Below are 6,511 nucleotides of genomic sequence, written 5' to 3'. Positions count from 1 at the left end.
TGGCCTGGACGCAGGCTACCGGCGTTGAATGGCATTACATCCAGCCGGGCAAGCCCACGCAGAACGCGTTCGTGGAAAGCTTCAACGGACGCTTGCGCGATGAATGCCTGAATGAAACCCTGTTCCACACGCTGCGGCACGCCCGGCAGGTGCTGGCCGACTGGCGGATCGTCTACAACAATAGTCGACCCCATTCCACCCCAGGCGGGATGTCGCCCGCCCAGTGCGCAACGTTGAGGATCGGGGGCATGCCCCCGATCCTCAACGTCCTTCAACACACAAACCAAACCAGAGGACTCTATTTATAGACGGATACACATTGGGGAGCTGGTCAATCAGTACGTGGCGAGCGGAGGCAGAGCGCCGCCCCCGCTCGCCCAGTCGGGATTCAGACGAGCCACGTTTGGGGATTGGTGATCGGCTTGTTGTCGAGTGCCTTCACGATGCCGATGACGCAACGGACGAGCCACCAAACACCCACAGCCAGCAGGACGAGATAACCTATGAAGATCAGCGACAGAAAACTGCCAATGATGAGGCCGACAAAGCCAATCCAGAAGGTCCGGATGGCAAAGGTGAAATGGCTCTCAAACGGCGTGCCACGGGCATCTCCGCGCTTCACATAGGCGATAATGAGGCCGATGATACCAAGGCCGATCAGATGACAAACGTAACACGCAATCGCCAGCCCCTTCGCAGAGCCGGTATCAGAGGTAACGACGGTCGTTTCCTGGGTCATTTGCGGGAACCTTGATCGTTGAAATGGTGGGAGGGGATTGATAGAGCGGCTTAGCTCCCACTCCTGGCGTGGACTGCCCTACAGAAAAAGGGACGGCGGCGAGAGCTGTCCACCTCAACCGAAATCAAGCCACCGCCCCGTCTACACGGACGTAATCGCCATCGGCGTTGCGGCACCACAGGCCCGGATCATTCAGCTTCTTCTCACCGTTGACCCGCAGCTCGGCCACGGCGACACGGCACGAGGAATTCGCCGGTACCTTACCCATGGCGCTGTCACCCAGCTCGTACCCGGCCTTCTTGAAGTCTGGCGCCGCAACCGCGAATGTCTTTTCCGGGCCAACTTCAGTTCGGATCGTCTTCTTGCCGTCTTCGTTCGACCAGTCGATTTCCGAATTCGTGGAGGACGGCGCCGTTGCCAGCTTTGCTTTCAGCGACTGCTCATAAGCCTTCTGCTCCATGTCCGTCAGATGCTTTGTGACCAACAAACCTGCCAGCCCGCCGACAGCCGCGCCAATGAGGGCGCCACGCTGCCCGCCGAGCGCACTGCCGATGCCGGCGCCAACGACTGCGCCACCGAGCGTGCCACCCGCTAACTTGCTTCCTTGACTGGTCGTACAGCCCGTGACTGTAACGGCAGCAAAAAACAAAGCAGTGAAAGCGGCGATGTTACGGCGGCCGCGCCCGAAGAGATGTGTCTGCGTCATGTCCATAATCCTTATGTTGGGGGTGACGTGGTTACTGAGCGATACGCGCAACGACATCGAATTCCGCTGGCGCACCGTTATCGAGAAGCGCATCAGGTATTCCGATCTTCCCGGTTAACCGCTCACGCGGGCCGGACAGCTTGAGGACTTCGACGACCCCAAGATCGCCACCGCCGGTCATGCGCGTGACAAGGGAGGTCGGGAACTGCGCCTCCAGCTTGCAGGTACCGTCAGAGGAACATTGGATGGTCCCGTCCTTCACTAGGGCCCGCTGCGCGGCCCCGCTGACAGCAATCGTATCGACCATCTTCCCATCCCGGTCGGCCAGCACAAGCAGGCCGCCGTTGCGGACTTCCTTACCCACCGTGATAGCAGTGTCATACCGGGCGACCGTGACCGGTGGAGAGTTTTGCAATGTCAGGTCGGAGCCGAACCCCGCCATATGACCCACTGCCGCCGTGAAGAGCGGCTGCCAGAAGTTTTTAAGAACTTCGGTGGGCGTGCCCTGAATGGTCGAGGCGACACCATAGACATAGAAAACTGCGTGCTGGAGGTTCAGAGCGATGGCCCGCGCAGCCGCAGCCGCCACCTGGGCGTCACTCTTCAGCGAATTTCCAAGATCGCTGTTCTCCAGCATGTCAGAATAGAGGATCGCGCGGACATGACCGCGCGATCGATCGAAGTAATTGGCAGCATCGCGGATAGACCGAACAAGCTGCTTCTGGGGCAGTGCTGTCACATCGACGTTGACGGACGGCTGGGAACGCTGGCCCTTCAGGATGATCGCGCCGATCGCGTTTTGCATATCACGTTTGAAAGCGGACTGCTGGGCTTCAAGGACCTTTTTAGGATCCTTGCTGATAAGGCTCCCGGTCATGCTTGCCAACTGCTGGTCAGGGTAATTCGGGAAACATCCAGACCACAACCGTTCAGACGCCCCGCCCTCCGCTTTCAGATGAATCACCGTGACCGGCTCTGACGGCATCAGCGAGGCCGTCACGAGCTTAATCATGTTATCCGCCCACCGGATGTTACCGTCGACCAGGATGCGATCGTCGACCATGACCACGGTCTGCCGGGCAGTCTTCGTTTCGCAGAATTTGGAATAATCGCCATCGCCGCCGCCAAAGATGGCAAAGGCAGGCTGTGCGGTCAGCATAAGGGCAGCAGCGAGCGCGCCCGAAAACAGGTGTTTCAGCATGGTTTCATAGTCCCTTATCAGGCTGTTGCAGCTTCGGGGGGGCTGAGTTCGGGCCGAACCGTTTGCAGGCTTGGGACAACCTTGGTGTCGATGTATCGATCGAGATCGAACTGGCCGCCGGCCATGATGAAGCTGATAGTGGGGTTGCTCACCTTGGCGAAGTCGACCAGGGCCATCTTGTATTCCCGGATCAGGGAAGAGACGTAGGTTACAGCCTGGGTTTCAATGCGTTCCTTCTGATCGAGGACCTGTGACCGGAGCTGGTTTAGCGGCTGTGACCGAAGCTGCAATGCCTTCGCTTTTGATTCCTCTGCCGCGATCTCATTGGTCAGCACATGCTCAAGGCGCGTCTTCTCTTGGCTGACCTTGGCCTTCCATCCGTCCCAGACCTTTCGCGCCCGAATGAACACCTTAAAGTGCGTCGCGTAGTCAGGATCCTTGTCATGGCACCAATACGCGATCGCCAGGCCGATGATGTAGACGAGGATGTTGGCGAATAGGGTCATCGCCACTTCTTGTCCGATATTGATAACGGGGCCTGCCGAGTTGCCAAAAACGCTGGACGCGGCACCGGCAGACGACCGGGAGATTTCGGCCTGAACCCAGGTATAGCGGTTCCAACCAACGAAACCCATCACGAGCAAGAGAGCAACAGTGGCAAAGCAGGACCAAACGAACTTCTGGACCTTCTTGCGTTCTTCATTTTGTGGCCCGAACCAGTGGTCCCACTGCTTCAACAGTGTGCCATGCTCATGGCTGGCGAAGGCAACTGCGGAACCGATGACAGCAGAGAAACCAAGCGCGAAGGCAGGAACGCCGAACTTCTCCAGGATTGCCATGTAGTTGATGGCCCACTCCAGCCCGCCGATGGCGAACAGGATAAGGATATAAGCCAATATTGGGAAGACACGAGCGTCGATATTGTTGTGACGGAGCTTCTCTTCATGATATTTTGCACTTGCGATAGCAAACGCCGTCTTCGCCTCAACGTACTTATGTTCTTTGAGGAACGCTTCCTCTGCACGGACCTGGGCATTGGAAAAGTCGCGACGCAGATTGGCGATCGTCCGATCAAGGCCATCCAATGCGTCCATCTCGCCTCGATAGGGCTCGATAGCGTTGTCGAACCCATGCACCAGCGTATCAAATTCCTCCAGGGCGTCGATCGCTGGCTTCACGCACGCAGCCTGCATACCGCTCGTCATGCCATTGACGTTAAGCCGTAAGGGGCGGGAAGAACCGGCCTCATGCTCGGCATCGGTTTCAATCCGTTGCCGTATGGCCGGGCTGTTCGCGCTTGGGAAGCGAAAAGCGATAACTGCGTCAAACTTGCTTTTCACGCCGGGATCAACTCCGGCCTCCTGGGTGCTGGGCATCGTTGGAGCTCTCTTGGTCGTTACAATGGGGTTATTACGGCCACAGACGTTGGTCTGCGCCGGCCTTTGCCGGGATCACTTCAGCCCGCACAGGCGCGATCAGTACAAGGCGTGGTAGCTTCCTCTTTGGCTTGTTTGGCTGGACGATCTCCTCACCGGAGATCAGCCGGATCTCTTTCGCACCCCGGATTTGCTCAGCCGAAGCCACGTTGGCGGGCTTCTGCTCCACCTTGCCAGCCCCACGAGCGGGAACGGATTCGGCGTCGCCGGGGTCACCAATGATCTCGGCAGTAATGATCGGCCGATCTGTGTTGGCTCTGGAGCGCTGCCGTTCGGCGGATGCGGCAACGATGCCTGTCTCAAGCCAATTGGCCGGAACAGGCGTGTTGACGCTCACATTGATGATCGCAGCGAGCTCTTTGGCGATCATAAACTCTACACGGCGGTTTTGGGCCCTGCCGTCCTCCGTTCGATTCGGCGCGGCTGGTTGATCTTCACCCATGGGAACCACGGTCATCTGCTCGGGATTGACCCCCCGTTCACTGAGTAGCCTCAGGACGGATTCAGCGCGCTGCCTAGAAAGGTCGGTATTGTACTGGTTGCTCCCGATCGCGTCGGTATGGCCGAAAATGGCGAGTTGGGTGTCCGGCAGGTCGCGTTTCATCGCCTCCGCCAGAACATCAAGGACAGGGTAGGCAGCCTCATTGACACGCGCGCTGTCTGAGCCAAAGAACAGGTTGCTGTTGTACCGAACTCGAATAACGGGGACGTTGTAGCCAACGCCTGGGATTTGTCCGGCGTTCACTTGGAGATCATCCTGGACCTGCGGGCTCTGCGCGCCGAACTGCTTCGACAAGCGGGCAAGTCGGTTCACGCGGTCGGTGTGCTCCTGGCGGATGTTATCCGGAAGATCCACAATGTTCAGTCGCGGAACGCCGCCGCCGGTAGATGCTGGCTGGGGCTGAGCGTTGGCAGTCGCAACAGAAATCGCAACCACGGAAGCTGTAAGAAGCGTTAATGTTGTTTTCATGCATCACCTTAAATTTTCATTGCCTAACGGGCCGTACCATAAAAACATCAGCCTGCTGCACAGAAGTTAAACTAAGTATCTTATCAACACTCGTTATTGCCTTTATATTTTTCATCCGACTAATTAAATTCTGCGATAATTCGATACTTGCAGAGAGGTTTGATTATGATAGATCTTTTTTCTCACGTAGTTTTCAGATAGCTGTGCCGAACCCCTCTGGATTACGCTAGGGCACGTCAGATGGTGGGTTCTTGTTGACGGGCACAAGATGAATAGTTATCCCCTTTTGGTAATGCCGTGAGGCTGGAAGCAGCGACTCCATAATAAATCAACCCGCATAGATCAAATATCTTTGAATAGCAATGCCAGTTATGGTGTGAAAAGCGTGTGTATTTTCAGTCTACATCGGGAATACATGGTTATTTTTGGTGAAATACTCGAATCATCTAATAGGAAATCTGTCAGTATAACCTGCCGATGCTGCTCAAGTTAATTTCAGATCAAGCTCTAAGCATGACTTTTCCTATAACCATAATGCTAGATACTCCATTTAAGTTGATAACAGTTCCATGATTTGCCGTGATTGATAGCCGGATGTGTGGCCGCCGCGAACAGATCCTTCCCGTCCTGCCATGTTCACACTCCTCCCTCGGAATTCTCTGTTTTTCGATCCTGCAGCGCCCAACGACTGATATGGATGTACGCGCCGCCCGCAGACTTCCCACGTGATCGGACCGCTTTCAATTGGGGGAAGTACCGGGTTATACAGATGAAGCCGCACAGGATGGGGGCACGACCGGCGGTGCAATTTTAATAAAAAGCCATCAATGCGGCGGCCTTGTAGTTGGATCATGTACGGAGTGGGGAATTGATTGGTCGTTATCGGGACTTCTTTTCTGAGACAACCGAGATACTGTCAGCTACAACCTGTATCGAACTGTTCAAGGAGTTGGATCAGCACGCAAAGGATGCGGGCTTCGCCGCTGTAAGCTATGCGGCGCTGCGCCCCCCGCTGCAGGGCCAGCCGGGAGCCATCCTGTTCGATAGTTCGTCCCCGACCAGCTTTATCGAGACCTATAAGCAGGAAGATTTCATTACCTGCGACCCGGTGGTTGCCCGCGCCGTGCGCAGCCCGCTCCCATTCAGCTGGATGGATTGCCCGGAATTTACCGGCTTCGATAAGCCACGACGCGGTCGCCGCCCGCGGGCGCTGACCGTTCTGGATCACGCCTCTGATTTTGGATATCAGGAGGGCCATGTGGTTCCCTGCAGCACGATCGTCGATGGTTTGACGGTGCCGGGTTTTGTGACGTTCTTCTGGCCAGAGGGACGGACCATCAGGCCAGTCCTGGAATCTCCTCTATGGTTTCGCTATCTGGTGCAACTTTTCCATGAAAAGTATATTTCCCTAAGCGGGATCAGTTTTCGCACCGTGGCGACGGTACCCCTGACGGACCGG

The 6,511-nt window shown here is 56.4% G+C and carries 7 protein-coding genes; 2 read left to right on the top strand and 5 right to left on the bottom strand.

Annotation, left to right across the window (positions count from 1 at the left end; all coding sequences use genetic code 11):
* On the top strand, positions 1-308 hold a 308-nt coding region (locus Q0072_RS05325), incomplete at its 5' end, for a transposase (protein WP_298326786.1).
* 80 nt (positions 309-388) lie between these two features.
* On the opposite strand, the gene Q0072_RS05320 is transcribed toward Q0072_RS05325, so the two are convergent.
* The 5 genes from Q0072_RS05320 to Q0072_RS05300 all read right to left on the bottom strand — a co-directional run bounded on the left by Q0072_RS05320 (position 389) and on the right by Q0072_RS05300 (position 5,052).
* On the bottom strand, positions 389-739 hold the full coding sequence (locus tag Q0072_RS05320; protein ID WP_298326783.1) for a hypothetical protein: 351 nt from the start codon (positions 737-739) through the stop codon (positions 389-391).
* Positions 740-863: 124 nt separating this feature from the next.
* Positions 864-1,445 (bottom strand): glycine zipper domain-containing protein, encoded by a 582-nt coding sequence (locus Q0072_RS05315; protein WP_298326780.1) that lies wholly within the window; start codon positions 1,443-1,445, stop codon positions 864-866.
* Between the two features lie 31 nt (positions 1,446-1,476).
* Complete coding sequence (locus Q0072_RS05310) at positions 1,477-2,646, bottom strand: hypothetical protein (RefSeq protein WP_298326777.1); 1,170 nt, start codon at positions 2,644-2,646, stop codon at positions 1,477-1,479.
* A gap of 17 nt (positions 2,647-2,663) precedes the next feature.
* On the bottom strand, positions 2,664-4,022 hold the full coding sequence (locus tag Q0072_RS05305) for a hypothetical protein (RefSeq protein WP_298326775.1): 1,359 nt from the start codon (positions 4,020-4,022) through the stop codon (positions 2,664-2,666).
* 34 nt (positions 4,023-4,056) lie between these two features.
* Entirely contained in the window at positions 4,057-5,052 is a 996-nt protein-coding gene (locus Q0072_RS05300) for an OmpA family protein (RefSeq protein WP_298326772.1), read from the bottom strand.
* Positions 5,053-5,920: 868 nt separating this feature from the next.
* Here Q0072_RS05300 and Q0072_RS05295 point away from each other — a divergent pair.
* A partial coding sequence (locus Q0072_RS05295; RefSeq protein WP_298326769.1) for an autoinducer binding domain-containing protein occupies positions 5,921-6,511 on the top strand: 591 nt, incomplete at its 3' end.

It is taken from the genome of Asticcacaulis sp., from assembly GCF_027484505.1.
Classification (GTDB): Bacteria; Pseudomonadota; Alphaproteobacteria; order Caulobacterales; family Caulobacteraceae; genus Asticcacaulis.
Note: the sequence above shows the minus strand (reverse complement) of the source record. Positions and strands in the feature narration are given on the sequence as shown.